This window comes from Shewanella fidelis ATCC BAA-318 (assembly GCF_000518605.1).
GTDB lineage: Bacteria > Pseudomonadota > Gammaproteobacteria > Enterobacterales > Shewanellaceae > Shewanella > Shewanella fidelis.
The window spans coordinates 54,196-74,524 of record NZ_JADX01000011.1 but is presented as its reverse complement, the minus strand read 5'-3'; the positions used below and the strand labels follow the sequence as shown (position 1 = coordinate 74,524).

Annotated in this window: 18 protein-coding genes; 8 read left to right on the top strand and 10 right to left on the bottom strand. The window is 43.6% G+C overall.

The annotated features are described in order from the left end of the window. Positions 1–35 precede the first annotated feature (35 nt). Entirely contained in the window at positions 36–1,289 is a 1,254-nt protein-coding gene (locus tag L884_RS0106290; RefSeq protein ID WP_028766691.1) for a mechanosensitive ion channel family protein, read from the bottom strand. 187 nt (positions 1,290–1,476) lie between these two features. Here L884_RS0106290 and L884_RS0106285 point away from each other — a divergent pair, with 187 nt between their 5' ends. Next, positions 1,477–2,013 carry a hypothetical protein gene (locus L884_RS0106285; protein ID WP_028766690.1) on the top strand — a complete coding sequence of 179 codons (537 nt, stop codon included), beginning with the start codon at positions 1,477–1,479 and terminating at the stop codon, positions 2,011–2,013. A gap of 332 nt (positions 2,014–2,345) precedes the next feature. Then, a complete protein-coding gene (locus tag L884_RS0106280; protein WP_028766689.1) occupies positions 2,346–3,497 on the top strand; it encodes an iron-containing alcohol dehydrogenase in 1,152 nt (383 codons plus the stop codon). A 125-nt stretch (positions 3,498–3,622) separates the two neighbouring features. Here L884_RS0106280 and L884_RS0106275 read toward each other — a convergent pair whose 3' ends face one another. Then, positions 3,623–3,865: a hypothetical protein gene (locus L884_RS0106275; RefSeq protein WP_028766688.1), complete on the bottom strand. Its 243-nt coding sequence runs from the start codon at positions 3,863–3,865 to the stop codon at positions 3,623–3,625. Positions 3,866–4,154: 289 nt separating this feature from the next. Here L884_RS0106275 and L884_RS0106270 point away from each other — a divergent pair, with 289 nt between their 5' ends. Beyond that, a complete protein-coding gene (locus L884_RS0106270; RefSeq protein ID WP_028766687.1) occupies positions 4,155–4,799 on the top strand; it encodes a DUF3157 family protein in 645 nt (214 codons plus the stop codon). Between the two features lie 509 nt (positions 4,800–5,308). Here L884_RS0106270 and hutH read toward each other — a convergent pair. The 3 genes from hutH to hutC form a co-directional block, all read right to left on the bottom strand. After that, a complete protein-coding gene (gene hutH / locus L884_RS0106265) occupies positions 5,309–6,841 on the bottom strand; it encodes a histidine ammonia-lyase (RefSeq protein ID WP_028766686.1) in 1,533 nt (510 codons plus the stop codon). A gap of 40 nt (positions 6,842–6,881) precedes the next feature. Then, a complete protein-coding gene (gene hutU, locus L884_RS0106260; RefSeq protein WP_028766685.1) occupies positions 6,882–8,546 on the bottom strand; it encodes a urocanate hydratase in 1,665 nt (554 codons plus the stop codon). A gap of 95 nt (positions 8,547–8,641) precedes the next feature. Next, entirely contained in the window at positions 8,642–9,346 is a 705-nt protein-coding gene (gene hutC / locus L884_RS0106255; RefSeq protein ID WP_028766684.1) for a histidine utilization transcriptional repressor HutC, read from the bottom strand. 163 nt (positions 9,347–9,509) lie between these two features. Here hutC and hutI point away from each other — a divergent pair, with 163 nt between their 5' ends. Together hutI and L884_RS0106240 are read left to right on the top strand one after the other, a co-directional pair. Continuing rightward, a complete protein-coding gene (gene hutI / locus L884_RS0106250; RefSeq protein ID WP_028766683.1) occupies positions 9,510–10,736 on the top strand; it encodes an imidazolonepropionase in 1,227 nt (408 codons plus the stop codon). 978 nt (positions 10,737–11,714) lie between these two features. Further along, entirely contained in the window at positions 11,715–12,761 is a 1,047-nt protein-coding gene (locus L884_RS0106240; RefSeq protein ID WP_028766682.1) for a murein transglycosylase domain-containing protein, read from the top strand. Between the two features lie 80 nt (positions 12,762–12,841). Here L884_RS0106240 and L884_RS0106235 read toward each other — a convergent pair whose 3' ends face one another. Beyond that, the gene (locus L884_RS0106235; protein ID WP_028766681.1) at positions 12,842–14,002 is read right to left on the bottom strand and encodes an alpha/beta hydrolase-fold protein; all 1,161 of its coding nucleotides are present in this window, start codon (positions 14,000–14,002) and stop codon (positions 12,842–12,844) included. Between the two features lie 327 nt (positions 14,003–14,329). On the opposite strand from L884_RS0106235, the gene mtnC reads away from it, so the two are divergent. Then, positions 14,330–15,010 (top strand): acireductone synthase, encoded by a 681-nt coding sequence (gene mtnC, locus L884_RS0106230; protein WP_028766680.1) that lies wholly within the window; start codon positions 14,330–14,332, stop codon positions 15,008–15,010. 51 nt (positions 15,011–15,061) lie between these two features. Here mtnC and L884_RS0106225 read toward each other — a convergent pair whose 3' ends face one another. Continuing rightward, the gene (locus tag L884_RS0106225) at positions 15,062–16,009 is read right to left on the bottom strand and encodes a hypothetical protein (RefSeq protein WP_028766679.1); all 948 of its coding nucleotides are present in this window, start codon (positions 16,007–16,009) and stop codon (positions 15,062–15,064) included. Between the two features lie 99 nt (positions 16,010–16,108). Then, on the bottom strand, positions 16,109–16,855 hold the full coding sequence (locus L884_RS0106220) for a DUF4344 domain-containing metallopeptidase (RefSeq protein ID WP_028766678.1): 747 nt from the start codon (positions 16,853–16,855) through the stop codon (positions 16,109–16,111). A gap of 105 nt (positions 16,856–16,960) precedes the next feature. Between L884_RS0106220 and L884_RS0106215 the strand changes: the two genes are divergently transcribed. Together L884_RS0106215 and L884_RS0106210 are read left to right on the top strand one after the other, a co-directional pair. Beyond that, positions 16,961–17,389, top strand: coding sequence for an acyl-CoA thioesterase (locus L884_RS0106215; protein WP_028766677.1), 429 nt, complete (start codon positions 16,961–16,963; stop codon positions 17,387–17,389). 9 nt (positions 17,390–17,398) lie between these two features. Then, a complete protein-coding gene (locus L884_RS0106210; protein WP_028766676.1) occupies positions 17,399–17,638 on the top strand; it encodes a GNAT family N-acetyltransferase in 240 nt (79 codons plus the stop codon). Between the two features lie 31 nt (positions 17,639–17,669). On the opposite strand, the gene L884_RS0106205 is transcribed toward L884_RS0106210, so the two are convergent. Further along, positions 17,670–18,074, bottom strand: coding sequence for an acyl-CoA thioesterase (locus L884_RS0106205; RefSeq protein ID WP_028766675.1), 405 nt, complete (start codon positions 18,072–18,074; stop codon positions 17,670–17,672). Positions 18,075–18,285: 211 nt separating this feature from the next. Beyond that, the gene (locus L884_RS0106200; RefSeq protein WP_028766674.1) at positions 18,286–20,082 is read right to left on the bottom strand and encodes an AMP-dependent synthetase/ligase; all 1,797 of its coding nucleotides are present in this window, start codon (positions 20,080–20,082) and stop codon (positions 18,286–18,288) included. Positions 20,083–20,329 lie beyond the last annotated feature (247 nt).

The following is a 20,329-nucleotide window of genomic DNA, read 5'->3' as shown; positions in this document are numbered from 1 at the left end:
AGCCAGCTTTCAAGCTGGCTTTTTACTGTAAGGCATTAATGTCTCAAACTACGTATATCTGCGCCTGTTGGGCCTTGATAAACACGCAGATCAAACTCCGGCAGTATCGCAAAGATATGGTCAAAAATATCCGCCTGGATCCCTTCGTAATACTCCCAACGGGTATCATTAGTAAAGATATACAGCTCAATGGGTACGCCAAGTTCTGTTGGTGCAAGTTGACGTACCATTAAGGTCATATCTTTGCGGATCTTTTCATGTTGAGTTAAATACTCTTGGATATACGCTCTAAAGGTGCCTAAGTTAGTTAAGTGGCGGCTGTTTACGTACATATCAGCATCTTCTACTTGGGCATTATAGGTAATGATTTCTGCCGACTTCGACGAAAAGTAATCTTTGAGGTGGTTAATCTTACTTAAACTACGCATATCGCTCTCAGTAAGAAAACGCACCGATTGGATATCGATTTGTACCGCCCGCTTAATACGACGACCACCCGATTCCGACATGCCGCGCCAGTTTCTAAACGAACCAGAAGTTAACGAATAAGCGGGTAACATAGTTAATGTCTGATCAAAGTTGCGTACTTTAACTGTGGTTAGCGACACTTCTTCGACCGTACCATTAGCGCCAAAGTTATCCATCTCAATCCAATCGCCCGGGCTCACCATACGGTTAGCAGCCAATTGGATCCCTGCAACAAAGCCTAAAATAGTGTCTCTAAATACCAACATCACCAAACCGGTAGCAACACCTAAACCACTTAGGAAATAGATAGGCGATTGGTCGGCGAGTACTGAAATAGAAATAATAATGGCAACAAAAAACATGAACAGTTTTGCCAGTTGCACAAAGCTTTTAATAGGTAAGCGGCGACTCACTAAATTGTAATCTGCAATCTCATTTGCAGCATCTAACGCGCTATATATCGCCCGTACAAATAGTACAACTATGGTCACATCAAGCAGACGATCACTTAAGCTACTCAGCACTTTATGGTCGTTTAATGCCAATGGCATTAAGATATTCAAAATCAGCACTGGCACCATCACTGCCATTTTCTCTAATACTTGATGGCGCATAAAAATGTCGTCCCAGTGTGCTTTCGAACGCTGGATCACTAAGTTCATCGTGGTAACCACACCACGCTTAACAAAGATATAAGCTGCTAACGCAATCACTAGACACGCTACCACCATAATCGCACTAGAAATGCCGTCAGAAGGCTGAGTATCTATTCCGATACTGGTTAACCAATGGGCAATTCCTGTTCGCAACTCTTGATCCAAAACCTTTCTCCTATTCGCACCACATGGCGTAACACACTGTATAAACTTCGCTTACATCAATCCAAACAGCTGCAAGCAATACAGTTACAACTCGCTCTTAATTAGGGCATTTTAGCACTGTTGGTTGACTGTAAACTAAAGATTCACAACAATCTATGCTCATATCTTCAGCAACCTAGCGAGACTCATGAACAAATTACTATTAGCAGGTGTATTTAGCTTAATGAGTCAGAGCGTCATGGCTAACGATTTTACATTTGAAGCTGACACTCAGCCCGCTCCGGTTATGGCTATAACTGTAGACTATATACCAGCAGCCGAAGATATGTATGGCGTCACGTTTGCCCCTCGACATTACGACCGAGACTACGCCAATTGGGGATATTACATTGGCTATGCTCAAAGCAAAAAAGAAGATGTATATGTAGAACCACCGGGAGAAGCTTATACACAAGACTCACTGTGGCGCTTTGGTATTAGCTACAGTCTTACCCGGGATTTAAGCCTTTATGGTGGCGCAACGGCTTATACTACTGAGTACTCCTCAACCACCAATATTGTGCCTTATGTCGTTGGCGCTGAACCGGTGTGGGAGACTGAAAAAGACACCACATGGGGAGCAGAGCTAGGTCTACGATATGTCATTGGTAAACATTTTGTTGTGGGTGCGGGTTATAACTCCGCGACAGAGTCTGCCGTGATCAGCATAGGCTACTCGATGTAACCAGCAATCCTGGCTACTTTTCATCATTCACAAAGCGCTTTTATACTGCTGTCAACGGCCTGTTAATTCAGGCTGTTCCACTCTGCTTTATTCACCTCAATAGCTGCTTATCTTCAATTAGCATGGATCACTACCAAACAATTATTACTATCTGGTAAAAATGATTTTCAATTTTAGCTAATTATCATTTCAAATGGAAAGAGTAAACTCTGCTTCATCGATAGAGCACAGCCCATTATAGCAAGTGCTTTTAATCAACTTTTTATTCTCAATCTATTCAATTTTTTTATTTAACAATTTGATTTTAAACTTTAAAAATTTAAGGAAATATTATGAGCAGCGTATTTTACATGCCTCCAATGACTCTTATGGGCCAAAACGCAATTCAATCTCTAGGTTCAGAACTAACAAGCAAAGAGCTAAGCAAAGCACTTATTGTTACCGACAGTGTGTTAGTTGAAATCGGCTTAATTAATCGTCTAACTGATGAGCTAAAAAGCCATAACATCGACTTTGCAATTTATGATGGCGTAAAACCAAACCCAACTGAAAAAAATATTGAAGATGGCCTTGCCATACTCACACAAGAAAACTGTGACTTTGTTATTTCATTTGGTGGTGGTTCTTCACATGATGCAGCTAAAGGTATCGCTTTGGTTGCTGCAAATGGTGGCCATATTCGTGACTACTCCAAAGGTGTTCATACATCTAAGAAGCCACAGTTACCACTGGTGACCATCAATACTACTGCAGGTACTGCGTCAGAAATGACTGTATTTGCCATCATCACTAACGAAGCTGATGAAACCAAATACCCAGTGGTTGATAAGCACTTTACTCCAATTATTGCGGTAAACGACTCAGAACTTATGGTCGCTATGCCTAAGTTTCTAACTGCTGCAACGGGTATGGACGCGTTAACCCACGCTGTTGAAGCTTATGTTTCTACTGCAGCCACACCGATAACAGATGCATCAGCTATTAAGGCTATTGAGTTAATCTCACAAAACTTAGCCACAGCAGTTGAAAATGGTGAAGATCGTCAGGCTCGTGATGCCATGCAATATGGTGAATACCTTGCAGGCATGGCGTTCTCTAATGCTTCACTCGGTTATGTACACTCTATGGCGCATCAACTAGGTGGTGTTTACGATTTAGTACACGGTTTATGTAACGCAATTCTTCTTCCAGAAGTATCACGTTTCAACGCAGTTGCAACACCTGCACGTTTTGTTGATATCGCTAAAGCCATGGGCGTAGATGTATCAAATATGACCCAAGAGCAAGCAATTGAAGCCGGTATTGCCGCTATCGAAGCACTTTCTCAACAGGTTGGCACAGCACAACGCCTAGCAGACTTAGGAGTAACAGAAGATAAGCTGGCATTTATGGCGCAAAACGCCCTAAACGATGCATGTTCTTTAACTAACCCACGTAAAGCAAGCCTTGAAGAAATCATCGACATCTTTAAAGCACGCTTATAAGCATTAGTCAGCACAATTAAATTATGTAGCAACATAAAAAGGGAAGATATCGTCTTCCCTTTTTTTATAAAAGTTAGCGATAAACTTTTATCCCATGCTATAAATTGTAAAACGACCAATTAGTATTAATTAAAATAATTAAACCCACGACAATATAACATTGCCCCTTCAGCCTGATACTCCCCAGCTTTAAAGGAAGTGAAAGGTGTATTACCATCATAATTATGCTGAGTGAAAAACGGATTATCTACATGCTGACATGAAATACTATAATCAGCAGCCTTTTTTGCCCCAATTATCAAATTAGTAATAACAAAACACACTTGCAGAATAATAACTGAAGCTATCGTCCATTTTAGTAAATTCATGCATCCCTTCTTTAGCAACTAGAACAGCTTAATACTTTAGATGTTTGATTTAAGCTACCACTGAAATTGACAGCCGAGTGTAATCGATAGCTCAGATATCAGCCACTGCCCAAAGCCGCGACTTAGCGAAAAGAGTGTTCTCCCCTTTTGCAGCAAACATTGGTTTATCTTTGCAAAAGTAGCAGCACATACTAAAACACTGCATATCACAATATTCTGAATCTAACAGGTATTAATCCAACCTTAGTTTGTCTATGCTAAGGCAATCAACTTAAACAGGTTAATGCTCATGTATAAAATGCTTCGCAACTATGCCTCAATCGCAATCTTAGTATTATCAGTCCCCGCTTTTGCCGATGAAGTGGCAAGAATTACCCTTGATAATGGTGCCAAAGTAAAACTCAATGACGATTTTACCTGGGAATACATAATCTTAGAAAGCCAAAGCCAACCAGATACAGCGGTTCCAGTGACCCTGCCAGCCACAGTCGGCACAGCAGCTTCAACAAGTGCTGCAGCAACTGAAGTCATCACTCCAGCCGTTAGTGCGGCCACAACAGAAACCCTAACCTCAAGTGCAATCGCGCAATCAGCATTACTTAAATCAACTGCAAAAAGCGGTGTCAAAGTGAGCTTTGCTAATAGTCAGTGGGATGATGATGGACGCTTAGGACTCACCTTCGAGCTTAGCAGTAATAGCCCTGAACACTACGTAATGGTTGAATTAGAGGTCAGCCTCTTTGCTGACTCTGGTGCACTAATCAAAAAAGAAGATATCAAAGTCTGGCAAGCCATTTTTAGAATGCCTGACACCTATTTACGCAGGGGACAAACCCGTGACAGCCGCGTATTTTGGATCGAAGGGATCGACAAATCCCAATGGACTAAACAGCTAATGAGCTTAAAAATAGGCGAAATGAAGTCACGTATGTAACTGCTTAAAAAAATTAACTCTTATTAAAGCCAGCAGAGGTTAGCCCTGCTGGCTTTTTTATTGCCTGCGATAACTCTAGCTAGCAATCGTTCATAACTAACCATATAGTAAACACTATTAATCACCGCCAAGGTAAACATATTCAAACTTATTAAACAGATATAAAATCTTACCATGCAACAAATTACACATAAGACAGCAAAAGATATTACACATTAATACAATAACAACAATATACAACAGAACCAACAAAACATTAGATAATATATTATACATATGACTATTGACGATTTTTAAAATAAAATTTACTGATAGGCTATTTTGAGACAGCGACATTTTTAGACTCAAAAAAGATCGACATATGCATCTGCATAAGGATCTGTTGTGGATTGGCATAAGCTACGGCCAAAAAAAAGAGCCCGCAGGCTCTTTGATTAAGTCGAAAGCCCAGTTTTACTAGGCTGAGGGCTTAGTCTGACAAGGCTGAAGGCTCTTTACTCATTGTCAGCTTATAGGCTTGGCAGAATATCTGCTGGCAGGTAAGCGTTGTAACTCGCAGTCAGCAGCAAGTCTGTTGCCGCTTCGATATCAGGGCCGAAGAAACGGTCCTTATCGTAGTAAGTGACTAGCTCACGTAGCTCAGCTTTAGCCTGCGCAACCGCTTTGCTTGGTTGCAGTGGTGCACGGAAATCTAGTCCTTGCGCGGCAGCTAATAGTTCAACCGCCAATACACCACGGGTATTTTCAGACATATCACGCAAACGGCGCGCCGCGAAGGTAGCCATAGACACATGATCTTCTTGGTTAGCCGATGTAGGTAAGCTGTCTACCGATGCAGGATGAGCGTAAGTTTTATTCTCAGAAGCCAATGCAGCAGCAGTTACCTGCGCAATCATAAAGCCTGAGTTTACTCCGCCATTTTCAACCAAGAATGGTGGCAGTTTAGATAGATTTGAGTCGATAAGCAGCGCAATACGACGCTCGGCAATAGAACCTAGCTCAGCAATCGCAATCGCCAAGTTATCAGCTGCCATAGCAACTGGCTCTGCATGGAAGTTACCGCCAGAGATAATGTCGCCAGTATCTTGGAACACTAATGGATTATCGGTTACGCCGTTAGCTTCAGTTTGTAGCACCTCTGCCGCGTGACGAATTTGAGTCAAACATGCACCCAGTACTTGTGGCTGACAGCGTAATGAGTAAGGATCTTGCACCTTTTCACAGTTAACGTGATCTAAACTGATCTCAGACTCATCACCGAGTAAATGACGGAACACAGCAGCGGAATCGATTTGACCTTTCTGACCGCGAGCCGCATGAATACGCGGGTCAAACGGGCTACGACTGCCCATTGCCGCTTCAACGCTCATAGCACCGATCACCGAGCTTGCTGCAAATAGATCTTCTGCGTTAAACAAGCCCTCAAGTGCTAGCGCCGTTGATGCTTGAGTACCGTTAAGTAAGGCTAAGCCTTCTTTTGCAGCTAACTCAATTGGCTTAAGCCCTGCGATTTGCAGACCTTCTGCCGCCGAGATAATCTCGCCTTGATAGCTCATCTCACCTTCGCCAAGCAGCGGCAAACACATGTGTGATAACGGCGCTAAGTCGCCCGATGCACCTACTGAACCTTTCTCTGGTACGCATGGGTAAACACCCGCGTTAACCAAGGCGATAAGGAAGTTGATCACCTCTAAACGAATGCCAGAGAAACCACGACTTAGCGAGTTGATCTTCAACACCATCATCAAACGCACAGTCGCGTCTTGCATGTATTGGCCAGTACCTGCTGCGTGCGACAGCACGATTGAGCGCTGCAACAGTTGCAGATCATCAGCGGCAATCTTAGTGTTTGCCAGTAAGCCAAAACCTGTGTTGATGCCGTAAACTGTGCGGCCTTCATCCAATACTTGCTGCACTAAGCCAGCGCTAGTATTGATGTCAGCAATTGCGCTTTCTGCTAGCTCTAGAGTAACTTTGCCGCGGCTAATATCACGGATTTGTGCAAGGGTTAAGGTACCCGGAGTTAATACTAAATGACTCATTTAAATGCCTCTTATTGTTATACTGCTCAATATGAGCGGCTTATAGCATTGGCAGGTCTAGACCCTGCTCTTTTGCACAATTCTTCGCGATATCGTAACCCGCATCAGCATGACGCATTACGCCAGTTGCAGGGTCGTTCCACAATACACGGCCTAAGCGCGCTGCCGCGTCATCTGTACCGTCAGCCACAATCACTACACCTGAGTGCTGACTAAAGCCCATACCTACACCACCGCCATGATGCAACGATACCCAAGTTGCACCACTTGCAGTATTAAGCAGGGCGTTCATTAATGGCCAATCTGATACTGCATCAGAACCATCGAGCATAGATTCAGTTTCACGGTTAGGGCTGGCAACAGAGCCAGAGTCTAAGTGGTCACGACCGATAACCACTGGCGCAGAAAGCTCGCCATTTTTAACCATTTCGTTAAAGGCTAACGCCAAACGTGCACGGTCTTTTAGGCCCACCCAACAGATCCGCGATGGTAAACCTTGGAAAGCAATACGCTCACGCGCCATATCCAACCAGTTATGTAGGTGCGGATTATCAGGAATAAGCTCTTTAACTTTAGCGTCTGTTTTATAGATATCTTCAGGATCGCCAGAAAGCGCAGCCCAGCGGAATGGACCAATACCTTCACAGAACAGTGGACGTACATAAGCTGGTACGAAGCCTGGGAAATCAAATGCGTTTTCAACGCCTTCTTCAAATGCCATTTGGCGAATGTTGTTACCGTAATCGGTTGTCGCCGCGCCAGCAGCTTGCAGCGCTAGCATCGCCTTAACTTGCACCGCCATTGACTGCTTAGCCGCCTTAACCACAGCCGCTTCGTCAGTTTTACGCATCTCGATAGCTTGTTCTAGCGTCCAACCTTGAGGGAGGTAACCGTTCAGAGGGTCATGCGCCGATGTTTGGTCAGTCACCACATCTGGCGTAATACCACGCTCCACCAGCTCAGCAAATACGTCGGCAGCATTGGCTAACAGGCCAACTGAAACTGGCTTGCCACTCTTATTGGCTGCGTCGATCATTGCGAGAGCTTCATCAAGAGATTTGGCTTTTTTATCGACGTAGCGAGTACGCAAACGGAAATCGATACGAGTTTCATCCACTTCACAAGTCAGTACAGAATAACCCGCCATAGTGCCTGCAAGTGGTTGCGCGCCACCCATGCCACCTAAGCCGCCAGTTAAGATCCACTTACCGCTAGCGTCACCATTAAAGTGCTGCTTAGCCATCGCTACAAATGTCTCGTAAGTGCCTTGAACAATGCCTTGCGAACCAATGTAGATCCAAGAACCGGCGGTCATCTGGCCATACATGGCCAAGCCTTTTTTATCTAACTCATTAAAGTGTTCCCAGTTGGCCCAATGTGGCACTAGGTTTGAGTTAGCAATGATCACTCGCGGTGCATTATTGTGGGTTTTAAATACCCCAACCGGCTTACCTGATTGCACCAATAGGGTTTCGTCATCTTCAAGGCGTTGTAATACTTCAACGATTTTGTCGTAGCATTCCCAATCTCGGGCTGCACGGCCAATACCACCGTAAACCACTAAGTCTTCAGGACGCTCAGCCACATCTGGGTGCAAGTTGTTCATCAACATGCGCAGCGGGGCTTCGGTCAACCAGCTTTTACAGCTAAGCTCAGTTCCTGTCGGCGCGATAATGCGGCGGCTCGGATCGTGTCTCTTATCCATCGGTACTACCTCGTTCAATTTGTTTTTATGTTTCTTATCTGCTTGTAAAGCTTTTATATTTACTGCTTTGCTCTATGAGCTGTGCACAACTGACGTTAGCTAAACGTCAGGTGACCACCTAATCTGAAGCGACTGCCTGGGTGCACAAGACGTGCAAAACTCACCACACCTTGGCGTGACCAAGTACGGCGGGTAATTTGTAAACAGGGCTCAACCGCGGCGATTTCAAGTAGTGCCAGCTGCGCTACATCTGCCATTTTGGCCTCAATGGTGTGCTTAGCTTCGGTAAGCGGCGCCACCATCGACAGGTATTCATGTGGAGTTTGCTTGGTAAAATCTTGCGCTAAATATTCAGGTACTAACTTTGGATTGACGAAGCGTTCCTCTAACTGCAGTGGTGTGCCTTGCTCACAATGCACTAATACCGACTGAAACACTTGGCTGCCCTCTTCAAGCCCCAGTGCAATGGCAATAGCCCCCGTTGCGACTGTTTGCGTCAGCAGCACTTGCTGCACGCTATAACCATGACCACGATCTTTTATCTCATCGGCAATATTACGAATTGCCATCATTGAGGACTGCGACTTTAAGCCTGCAACAAAAGTCCCCAAACCTTGAGAACGCTCTAGTACACCTGATTCAGTTAACTCAGTTAACGCACGGCGTGCCGTCATGCGGCTACAACTAAACAACTCAGCAAGTTGATTTTCTGATGGCACCCGGCTGTCTTCTGCCCACTCGCCAGACTCAATTTGCGCTAAAATATATTGCTTAATTTCTTCAAACTTTGGCTTCGCCATTGGCCATCCCGTTACCGCTAAACTTGTCACTGACTATTTACTTGCTTAAAAACTCGGCTACAATCCTAGCTTGTATATACAAGTAAATACAAGCTAGCTCACAAATTATTTTTAGTGTTAGTATTTGGCTGCCACAAAAAACAACTTAAAAGAGAACTGCATCATGTCGTGGGATCAAGTCTGGATAGATATCAATATAGCTACAATGTCGCCAAATATTTCAGAGCCTTACGGCGCAATTACTGACGCAGCTCTTGCGGTTAAAGACGGTAAAATCGCTTGGGTAGGTAAACGCAGTGAGCTACCTGAGTTTGATGTATTCGCCACACCAGTTTACAAAGGTAAAGGCGGTTGGATCACCCCAGGTCTTATTGATGCCCACACTCATTTAGTGTTTGCTGGCAATCGAGCTAATGAATTTGAACTACGCCTCAACGGTGCCAGTTATGAAGAGATAGCCCGCAGTGGCGGTGGCATTATTTCTACCGTCAACGCCTGTCGTGAAGCCGATGAAGCAGAATTATTTGAGCTTGGTCGTCAACGTCTAAACGCACTCGCTAAAGAAGGAGTTACCACGGTAGAAATCAAGTCAGGTTATGGCTTAGATATCGACACAGAGCTGAAGATTTTGCGGGTTGCCCGTGAACTAGGCAAGCATCACCATGTAGATGTAAAAACCACCTTCTTAGGCGCGCACGCAATTCCACCAGAATATAAACATGATAGTGACGCCTACGTCGACTTAGTCATCAACGAGATGTTACCTAAAGTGATTGCTGAAGATCTTGCCGATGCTGTGGATGTGTTTTGCGAAAATATCGCCTTTAACCTTGAGCAAACCGAACGTGTACTTGCAGCCGCTAAAGCCGCTGGTCTGCAAATCAAGCTGCATGCAGAGCAGTTATCTAACATGGGTGGTTCAGCACTGGCCGCCAAGCTAGGCGCCAAGTCAGTTGATCATATTGAATACTTAGATGAAGACGGCGTAAAAGCCCTCAGCGAAAGTGGCACCTGCGCCACGCTATTACCCGGCGCATTTTACTTTTTACGTGAAACTCAACACCCGCCTATCGATTTACTGCGCAAATACAAGGTGCCTATGGTGGTTGCCAGCGATTACAACCCCGGCTCATCGCCACTTTGCTCAAGCCTATTGATGCTCAATATGGCCTGTACCTTACTGCGTTTAACCCCAGAGGAAGCGCTAACAGGCATGACTAGTAATGCAGCTAAGGCTTTGGGTATTGAAGATAAGGTCGGCGTTATTGAGGTCGGCATGAGCGCCGATTTCTGCATGTGGAATATCAGCACACCAGCAGAGCTAGCATACACTTATGGTGTGGCCTCATGTGTGGATGTGGTGAAGAATGGTCACTTAGTACACCAGTAGTTGGCAATGCCTGAGCGATGAGGCATGTTCATCGTTTTGGGCATACTGTTTGGTCTCAGTGTTTACCTTTTTGGTGTGGCTTTGGGCAGCAATGTTGCGAATTACCTCAGAGGTAACTGTCTGCATCAGATGCAGCTAATTGCTTGCAGCAGGCGTATGTGCAGATACTTCTTAGGCACGCTTTACGTCATCCCTGACCGCTCTGCGATGGCATCCATGCCATCAAAGGCCTAAGCCGCATCTACACGGGGTTAGAAAAGCACAATCATTTAGCTATGGTGGCTTCAACCGTTTAAGCACAGCAGCTTAACTGTTTCTGCTTTTCGTATCTAATCACCTCTGTTGTGACTTTCTACATCTGATGCAGCCAATGACCTGCGGTCGGCGTATGTGCAGATACTTCTTAGGCACGCTTTACGTCATCCCTGACCGCTCTGCGATGGCATCCATGCCATCAAAGGCCTAAGCCGCATCTGCACTGGGTTAGAAAAGCACAATCATTTAGCTATGGTGCCTTAAATATCAAAAGGCAGTAATAGCTGCCCACCATTGCAACAGGAAGCACCTATTCCCCATCGAAGTTGCCGAGGTCATTGAAGTAAATCGCGTGAGCGAGGCATGGATGCCGAGATAGCCTCAGGTGAGCCAGGGATGGCGAATATGAGGCGATAGCGATTTTCGAAAATGACTGAGGATCAACAACTTCGTAGGGGCGGCTGGGGTGATGCAAGAGGGGGAAGCTGTTGTCCCCCTTTTGCCCGAGTGTGAGCTGGAAGCTCACGACCTTTATCAAGCGGAGCTTGATTAGCCGTAAATGTGGGATGGAATCCCACGACTTTGGTTGTTAGACGAAGTCTAACTATAGACTTCAGGCGTAGCCTGATAGCTCTATCAAAGTTTGAAAAATTAATCCTCAACTATGAGGGTTATACCCAACCATTGTATAATCAAAAAACACCAACTCTAACCCTCTGATAAATGTCTAAATACCTCTGCCAACTCGTTATCATTTTCTGCAGCATAATTGCGATAACACTCGCAAGCTCCGCCAATGCTAGTAGTGCATTAGACTTAAACGACTACGAAGACGATGTTGCAGCGCTGCTACTGGAATATCAGGGGCAAGACTCTTACTCAAGACCAATCGTGCCATCGGTTTTGGTGTATAAAGACACTGAACAAGCCTCCACTTATGTCGACTTTAAACGAGGTTTGATCTTAGTAGAAACCCGCACCAAAGCACAGCTTAAAGAGGCTGTGGTGCAGGTGCTATTAACCCAAATTGATCCAACTGTTATCGATGCACAAACCGCTGAAGACTTTGGCTTAATCAGTAAAAAGAAAAAACCATTTTTTTGGGGGCAAGTGCTCGATAGAGACGGGAAAGCCATTGAGTTTGAATGGCGTGCATCACGTTATGCCGATTACTTAGTCAGTAAGAGCAAACGCAGTAACTCGCGCTTTCAAGTGGCGATCCACATGGTGAAAGAGCACACTACCATTGCAGGTAATAAGTATATTAACTATGCCCGCAATGCCAGTCGCAAACATGGTATTAGCACAGATTTGATCATGGCGATTATCGAAACGGAGAGCTCGTTTAACCCATTGGCGCGCTCACGTTCCAATGCGCTAGGCTTGATGCAAATTAAGGCCAATACCGCTGGCCGCGATTATTTCAGTATCATTCAGGGCTATAAACACACACCTTCATCAGCATATCTTTATGATCCGGCTAAAAATATTGAGGTAGGCACCGGTTACTTAAAGATCCTTTCAAGCCGCTACCTTAAGGGGATCACCCACCCTAAGAAACGTGAGTATGCTGTGATCTCAAGTTATAACGGCGGCGCGGGGAATCTCTGGAAAAGCCTAGACCCACGAGGCAATCGCACCAAGGCCTTAGCGCGAATTAATAAGATGACGGTAAGCGAGTTTTATTGGTTTCTAACGAATCGCCATAACCGCGAAGAAACCCGTAACTACTTGAAAAAAGTCAGTAGTCGACAGAAGAAATACCTGTAATAGCACTTAAAAAACATCAAACGATAGCCACAAGGCTATCGTTTTTGTTAGTAAATTCTATAGAGTCAGCAAGTAAGCCGTTAAAGCTTGCTCTGCTCTTTATACTTAGCCAACTTGTTAGTGTACTTATTTTGATAAAAAGGGTGATCGGTAATATCTAGCGCCAAAGCCTGATATTTAATTGCCAACTCAATTTCCCCCATTTTTGCATAAGCATCTGCAACGGCGTCATAAGCTGTATAGGCTTTAGGAGCATCACTAATCGCCACTTTATATACTTCAACCGCCTTGGCAGGCTCTTTCTCAAGGTAGCTGTTGCCAAGCTTTATTAGTGAGCTAGTCGCTGGCACTTTAAATCCATATTTTTGCCCAGACAAATATTGATAATGCGCCACAATAGCTTGCGGACCTTGCTTTGAAATTTCTGAATCTGCCGCTAATACTTGATGATAATCATCAAACAAAGCTTCTATCCCGTAGGCTGCTGCCAACACAGGTTGAGTCATATAGTAACTGCCATCAAAACGCGTTATCTGGTAGTCCAAAGTGGAGTTAGCATTAGCTTTAACAATGGCTTCCATCTGAGCAAACGATGCGAGTTGGCGCTGCTCAAAGCCGCTATCGCTAGTACTCATAAATAGGAAACGCGGCTTACCTTGCATAGCTGCAAGTTTTTTGGGTGCATCCTTAATGACATAAGCAAAATCTTTACTGAGCACAGGGCTTGCTACAAAGTAGGCATTAAACAAACTCGGACGGTTAATCAAAGTATACAGCCCTAGCCCAGCATTACCTGTAAAGCCGTTTAAAATCCGAAAGCCATTAGTGCGGTATTGTTTGTCGATAGCGGGCAACAAATCACGCTCAAAGTAATCCAATAGTTGTTGATTGCCTTGCTCCTCAATAGCTAAGGTTTTTAATTCCCCTAATCCTTGATGGCCATCAGGCGCGGTGACGATAATCGTTTCTAACCAAGGCCAATCACCGTTATGACTCATCCAGTCATGCATGCCTGCAAGTAAAGCGTGACTTCGAGGGTGAAAATCGAATAGCACCACATATTGTTTATCAGGCTTTTTGCCATAGTTAGGTGGCAAGGTCACCACAAAATCTGCCTTTTCAATTAAGCTCGAATTGACCGTTAATAACTGCGTATTTTCTGCGGTCAGTTTTGTGGCCGCCAATACTTGAATACTAATCAACTGCAGCATACAGGCTAAGATTACTAATTTTTTCACCATTCATTCCTTGAGATGTTAAAACTAAGTTACCAACCTAGCAGCTAGATCTTGACTTAACAACGCTAGTTCAACTAACAAATGCGACTCTACCTGATATAGAAAACTGACTTTTAAGTTATAACTCAGTAACTTTTGCCAGTATTGCTTATAAAGCTTTATCAAAAGCTAAAAACTGAAAATTTAGTACAAACTGAGGTGCGATTACACTAGCCAAAACGGGGAATTCAGCTTAGGATCTGAGCAATAACAGATCTCGACTATTAGAATTACCAATCAAGTTGGATCAGTGTGATTGGTACAATGTACATTGCGGAGTGAGCAAATATTATGGGTATCAGAGCCATCGTCGTAGATACAGCCGGTACGACTACCGATCTTAACTTTATTGAAGATGTACTTTTTCCTTACTCAGCAAAGGAATTAGCAGGCTTTCTTGAAGCCAACCAACACAATGTACTAGTAGATAACTGCATTTGTGATGTGCAAGATATCGCCCTTGAGCCTGATGCAGATCTTGCTCGCGTGACTGAAATCTTACTGCAGTGGATTGCGGAAGATCGCAAAGCAACCCCACTTAAAACCCTACAAGGATTGATCTGGAAACAGGGCTACGCCAATGGCGAGTTCAAAGGCCATATCTTCCCTGACTTTATTGAAGCATTAGCTGGTTATAAGCAACAAGGCCTGCGCGTATATAGCTTCTCATCTGGCTCTGTTGAAGCGCAAAAACTGCTATTTAGCCATAGCGATGCTGGCGATTTAACTGAACAGTTTAATGGTCACTTTGACACTCGCACAGGTAACAAACGCTTCAAACAAGCTTACTGCAATATCGTAAATACGATTAGCTTAAGCCCTAAGCAAATTTTATTTGTATCTGATGTACTAGAAGAACTGAAAGCCGCAAGCGAAGCAGGTTTAAACGTAGTGCAAATGGTACGTGATACCAATCAGCGCACTGGCGACTTTAAAACCATTAGCAGCTTTAGTGAACTAACGGTCGACTAACTCATAGTCAATTCCAAAAAGGGCCTTAAGGCCCTTTTTTGTTAAGTTGAATTAAGCAGGAAAGGCGGGAGAAATACATTTTTTCACTTCAAAACGAAAGCCGTTCTTTTGATTGTCATCGCGAAAAATCTCCACAATTTCATAGTCATTCAATTCAACCACCTTCGAGCTAGCCTGCTTCTGACAACGAGACTTACTGTCTGCTTCAAACTCAAATGCAAATAAGGCAATCATTTTCCTTACAGATGATTGGTATTTATGGCGAGTCTGCGAATATTCATCTTGAAGATCCTGTTCTGCGCTAGCGACATCTGTGCTAACGGTTATCAAGGGTTGCTCAATCCCGACTGAAACATCTGCAGACAAGTTTTTCTTCAACGCCCCGTTTTCTATCTCAGGCACAATATATAAAACCAAATGCACCAGTAAGCCAGTCGCTAGCATTAATCTTAGGATCCAAGTGGTTTTTCTAAAGTGAGTATTTTGGGTTAACTTGGGTAACGCTACCCCCAAAGGTTTTAGCGATATAAAGAGTAGAAAATAAAAGGGCACTAGCATTTGCGCCGCTAAAATAAGCAGCGCAGTAATAAATACAAACCACACTGGGATATACAGCAAAATTGCCAGATTATGGGTGTATGCAAAATGTTCCGCTGACACACCGATAACCTCGTTAACAACTCCCCCCGCCCAACTCAATGCAAAATTCGCCACAACAGCATAAAACAGTAACAACACCGCTTTACCTAATAAACTATGCCAAATTCGCTCAAACAGCGGCAATAACTCTATAGTTAACGCCAGCACTGTAATAGCCGCCACCCAAGTAAACGAGTCTGAAGAGATCGCCAGTAGAAATGCGAAGAAATATAAATATTGAGCCAAGGTAAAAAATGATAGCTTTTGGCCTAAGCTCGATATTTGCTGATATAAACCTTTAAATGCAGCGCCAATAGATATCACTACATTAGGCATTTTTATTATTTTTGTTGCCGTCATTTAAACTGCTAGTCCTTGCTATTCAAACAGCGTTTTACAATAAACGCTTTTTAACAATTTACCAACAGTTGCTATGGGTGTTTTAGCTTACTGGTTTTGCTAATTACTATTGCGGCGGATTAATCTATCCCAATTATCACTTTGACGCTGATACTCCTGTTGGCACATTAAAGCTCTATCTTCTCTCTGCGCGGAATCCGCTAATAACCCTGCATACTGCTTAGGATCACTGCCATAAATCAAACATACTGTTGCATGGTAACGCTGAACATCAAGGCTATGTTCATCACTAAAATCATCAACCACTAACTCGTCGATCTCTTCATCTTCAAGTGCAAACAAATCTGCAGCACTCAAGGCGATTTCAGCACCCTCTTCAAAAGCATTTATCAATAGTAAGGTTGCTAACGTATCGACAGCATCTTCTTCTCGTCCAAGTACAATAACCTCGTTGGCATAAATATAAGCATGACCATATTCATGACCTAGCGTATGCAACAAGGCATCCTGAGTTGCTTGTTTTGGTGTCACACCGGTTTGTTGATAATCATCCTTGCTAAAGCGATTCAGTACCTCTGTGACAAAGTGATAAGGAATTTGAATTTGCATAACCTCGGGGTCGAATAACGGCCCATCTTGAGCACCATAAACCACAGTTAGTTTTGATTGCAGCGGTAATGCCTGATAAAGCAACTGAATTTGTGGCTCAATAACTTTAATGAGCCTATACGCCTGTGTCTCTTGTCGAGTTTGCGGCTCTATAAACTGATTAGTTACCACTGCTTGTGCGCTGAAGGCCAAGCCGAGTCCACATATGCCGCTTAACACACTTAATAACTTGCCCATTAATTTCCCTAATTTGTCTCACTTGTTGCTATCAAAACTTACTGTTATGCTGAGCAAAAGTTAAACACTTGTTTAAATGTAAATCACCAATCAACTGAGATCATTATGGATAACTTTCTCGAACAATACCCAATTAACACCCAAATAGTTGTAGCCTGGGGTGAAATGGATGCCCTACAACACGTTAATAATGTGGTTTACTTCCGCTACTTTGAAACAGCACGCATCGACTTTTTCAAGCAAATTAATTTGCTCGAACAGCTAAAAATCACCTCGGTTGGCCCAGTGATCAGCGAAAACCAAGCCCGCTATAAACGCCCAGTAACCTTTCCGGATACCTTAACCGTTGGGGTAAGTATTAGTGATATTAAAGATGACCGATTTATGATGCATTACACTGTTTATAGCCAAAGCCAACAGGCTGTTACGACAGTGGGTAGCTCGCAGGTAGTGATGTTTAACTTCAAAACAGGTCAAAAGGCAACCCTGACACCCGAGCTTATTGATGCCTTAAAAACTTATGAACAAGCTTAGGAGTCCAACATGTCACAGGTAATTCATTTAGCCGATGAAAGTCGCTTTGTTATTAACCTTGATGGCGCGCAAGCAGTGCTCGCCTATGAGCTTTATGATGATAGCTGTAACACCTATGTACCACCAGAACTACGCGGTAAGGGCTTAGCCGAGAAGTTAGTGCGCCACGGCTTACAGTGGGCTAAAGCTGCCGATTATAAAATTGAAGCAAGCTGCTGGTATGTAGAAAAGTTTTTAACTAAAGCCTAGCAGCTAGCATTTAAGTGCTCTTTTGAGTTAGTTACTCGCCAGTAAGCAAGGCAAGCTGAGCTTTGATTGCATCAGTTAAAGCTTGGCTTTTTTCATTGGCGTAATCGTAATGCACCATAGTGGTTTGCGCTTCGGCGGTTTTTTTGCCGTTTTGCCAGCAGCTTTGGGTCAGCTCAAAGCTGCTATTACCAATACGGCTGACCCAAGTTTTCACTTCTACATCACTAGCAAAGTATGTCGGTGCATTGAAGCCAATAGTGAATCCAGCCACAATCAAATTCCATTTAGATAAATCTTGTGCCGGGTTAAATATCTTAAAAATCGGCTCACGAGCGGCCTCAAACCACACAGGGATAACAGTATTATTGATGTGTCCTAGGGCATCGGTTTCACAAAACCTTGGTTGTAGAGTTAGATGAAATGCGGTTTCAGACATAGGTAAATATCCTTATTGTTATTATTTTCAATTTTTCTTGGCTCATTCTACTGATAAATGACATACAGAGAAGCCCTTAACCCTCAATCTATCATTCACTGATTGGTATAACTATTCCACTGCCATAAACCCCAACACATTGCAGCAAATAAAAACGGCATAAAAAAAGGGATGCTAAGCATCCCTTTCTATCAATATCTTCAAGCCAATATTAACGGCTATACATCTTGTCGATTTCACGTGCGTACTTGTTGTAAATCACTTTACGACGAAGCTTCATGGTAGGAGTGATTAAGCCCGCTTCCATCGAAAATGCATCAGGTAGCAAAGTAAACTTCTTAATCTTTTCAAAGCCAGCAAGCTCACTTTGTAGTGTTTTAAGGCGTTGTTCAAAATGCTCAACTACATGAGAGTGGCGCAGCAATTCAATTTGAGATTCATAACTTAAGCCTTTCTCTTTTGCCCACGCTTCTAAAGACTCGAATGCAGGTACAATCAGTGCCGTTACATAGTTACGTGCGTCAGCAACGATGGCGACTTGTTCGATGAATGGACAGCAGCCAACTTTACCTTCTACACGTTGCGGAGCAATATACTTACCGTTTGAGGTTTTCATTAGCTCTTTAATACGGTCGGTAATAAACAAATTACCATTTTCATCAATACGACCCGCATCACCTGTCTTTAACCAGCCATCTTCAAATGCTTCAGCAGTCTCCTGTGGGCGGTTGTAGTAACCACGCATAACGGTATCGCCACGAACTAAGATTTCGTTATCTTTACCAAGCTTAATTTCCACTTCAGGGATAGCTTGACCATTTGAGCCAGGCACGCGGTTAGCTAAGGTATTACATGTTGCGGTAGCTGTGGTTTCAGTCATGCCATAACCACAAAGCACTGGCACGTCGATGCTCTGGAAAAATGCACTTACATTTGGATCCAGTGCTGCACCGCCACATGGCATAAACTTCAGACGACCACCTAATACCTGCTTTAACTTACTGAATACGAGCTTATTTGCTAGTTTCCATTGTAAGCTCAAGCCGATAGAAGCTTTATGTCGACCTTGGCCAACTTCAGATTGTTTATGGCCAACAGACATGGCCCAAGTAAACATCTTCTGGCGCATCTCAGGTGCTTTAATCACTTTATCTTGTACGGCGCTGTACACTTTCTCTAAGAAGCGTGGCACCACACACAATGTATGCGGACGAACTTGAACAATCGCCTCTTTCACAGCCATTGGATTAGATAAGTAAACATTATGGCCACCACGTGATAATACGTAGAAGCTCCAACCACGCTCAAATACATGGCTTAATGGTAAGAAAGCTAACGACACGTCACCCGGTGTAAATGGTAAGAAGTTATCGTGCTGACGAACCATAGACGCAATATTGCGATAATCCAGCATCACACCTTTTGGATCGCCAGTGGTGCCCGAAGTATAAATTAGGGTAAGCAAATCATCTAAATCAAACGCCGCTAAACGCTTTTCAAGTTCAGCGTCAGCCGCTAGATCTGTTTCTTGTTCAAGCAAATCATCTAGATAGAAATGGTTTTGTGGATCTTGTAGCGCTACAGACTTATTGAACACCACAATTTTAGTTAAGCTCGCGCATTGACTCACTAAGTCGCACGCCATTGCGTAGTGCTCGGCATCGCCTACAAAAATAAGCTTAGCCGCCGCATCATCAACAATATAAGAGGCTTGTTCAATAGTACTAGTTGGGTAGATAGGTACTACAACGGCTTTGGCTTTTAACAAACCAATATCCGCACAGGTCCACTGTGGGCAGTTCTGCGACAAGATCACTGCACGATCTTGTGACTCAATGCCAAACTGAATCAACACGCGTGCAATTTTCGAGGTAATAACGTCGAATTGCGACCAGCTCACTTGGTGCCAAGGCGCTAAAGTTTCATATCCTTCGAGCGCAATAGCATCACCAAGTGCTTGGCTTTGTTGTTGTATTAATCGTATTACGTGGTATTGCTCGAGCGACATAAAATAGCTACCTTTTAGCTTACAAGTGTTCCGCTTTGGCGCAAGTTTACTCGAAGAATCTCTAAACACTAAGAGTTTTTGCTCTATTTTTGTTAACTGATACACAAAAAAGGGCCAACCTGAGAACTGGGTAGCCCGCAATTAACACGCAGGTAATTAAGCTAAGTATATTAATTAAAAAAGAATTTTTTAATTAACAACTGTACGCAATAATCACGATTATTTACGCAACAAGTCAGATTAATTT

Excerpts from the sequence above, each read along its gene's own strand:
- L884_RS0106285 (WP_028766690.1), top strand. The coding sequence starts at position 1,477 with ATGAACAAATTACTATTAGCAGGTGTATTTAGCTTAATGAGTCAGAGC.
- L884_RS0106280 (WP_028766689.1), top strand. The coding sequence starts at position 2,346 with ATGAGCAGCGTATTTTACATGCCTCCAATGACTCTTATGGGCCAAAAC.
- L884_RS0106275 (WP_028766688.1), bottom strand. The coding sequence starts at position 3,865 with ATGAATTTACTAAAATGGACGATAGCTTCAGTTATTATTCTGCAAGTG.
- L884_RS0106270 (WP_028766687.1), top strand. The coding sequence starts at position 4,155 with ATGTATAAAATGCTTCGCAACTATGCCTCAATCGCAATCTTAGTATTA.
- hutH (WP_028766686.1), bottom strand. The coding sequence starts at position 6,841 with ATGAGTCATTTAGTATTAACTCCGGGTACCTTAACCCTTGCACAAATC.
- hutU (WP_028766685.1), bottom strand. The coding sequence starts at position 8,546 with ATGGATAAGAGACACGATCCGAGCCGCCGCATTATCGCGCCGACAGGA.
- hutC (WP_028766684.1), bottom strand. The coding sequence starts at position 9,346 with ATGGCGAAGCCAAAGTTTGAAGAAATTAAGCAATATATTTTAGCGCAA.
- hutI (WP_028766683.1), top strand. The coding sequence starts at position 9,510 with ATGTCGTGGGATCAAGTCTGGATAGATATCAATATAGCTACAATGTCG.
- L884_RS0106240 (WP_028766682.1), top strand. The coding sequence starts at position 11,715 with ATGTCTAAATACCTCTGCCAACTCGTTATCATTTTCTGCAGCATAATT.
- L884_RS0106235 (WP_028766681.1), bottom strand. The coding sequence starts at position 14,002 with ATGGTGAAAAAATTAGTAATCTTAGCCTGTATGCTGCAGTTGATTAGT.
- mtnC (WP_028766680.1), top strand. The coding sequence starts at position 14,330 with ATGGGTATCAGAGCCATCGTCGTAGATACAGCCGGTACGACTACCGAT.
- L884_RS0106225 (WP_028766679.1), bottom strand. The coding sequence starts at position 16,009 with ATGACGGCAACAAAAATAATAAAAATGCCTAATGTAGTGATATCTATT.
- L884_RS0106220 (WP_028766678.1), bottom strand. The coding sequence starts at position 16,855 with ATGGGCAAGTTATTAAGTGTGTTAAGCGGCATATGTGGACTCGGCTTG.
- L884_RS0106215 (WP_028766677.1), top strand. The coding sequence starts at position 16,961 with ATGGATAACTTTCTCGAACAATACCCAATTAACACCCAAATAGTTGTA.
- L884_RS0106210 (WP_028766676.1), top strand. The coding sequence starts at position 17,399 with ATGTCACAGGTAATTCATTTAGCCGATGAAAGTCGCTTTGTTATTAAC.
- L884_RS0106205 (WP_028766675.1), bottom strand. The coding sequence starts at position 18,074 with ATGTCTGAAACCGCATTTCATCTAACTCTACAACCAAGGTTTTGTGAA.
- L884_RS0106200 (WP_028766674.1), bottom strand. The coding sequence starts at position 20,082 with ATGTCGCTCGAGCAATACCACGTAATACGATTAATACAACAACAAAGC.